Annotated in this window: 1 pseudogene; it reads right to left on the bottom strand. The window is 58.9% G+C overall.

Annotation, left to right across the window (positions count from 1 at the left end):
- Positions 1–253: pseudogene (locus IV91_RS18715) on the bottom strand (transposase); the annotation flags it as partial.

The following is a 253-nucleotide window of genomic DNA, read 5'->3' as shown; positions in this document are numbered from 1 at the left end:
TTTTCCACGTCCCGTTCGCGTTAAAACAGAGCGGGTTCGTGGCACGTTTAGACCTGTCCATGGCACGTTGCAAGCGGCGGGTTTCTTTCCATGGCTGAACCACGGTGTCGCAGAATTTCACCAGCGCTGCGGAGTTGTCGCCGACCACAGCAACCGTGCTCGGACCGATGTCCAGACCAACGATTTCGCCACAAGCCTGCTCGTGCTTTGCCGGGGCGATGCCTTCCTGCATGAGTTGCACAAACCAGCGGCG

Source organism: Ferrovum myxofaciens (assembly GCF_000735045.1).
Taxonomy (GTDB): Bacteria; Pseudomonadota; Gammaproteobacteria; order Burkholderiales; family Ferrovaceae; genus Ferrovum; species Ferrovum myxofaciens.
The sequence above is the reverse complement of the archived record's forward strand: the minus strand, read 5'-3'. Positions and strand labels throughout refer to the sequence as shown.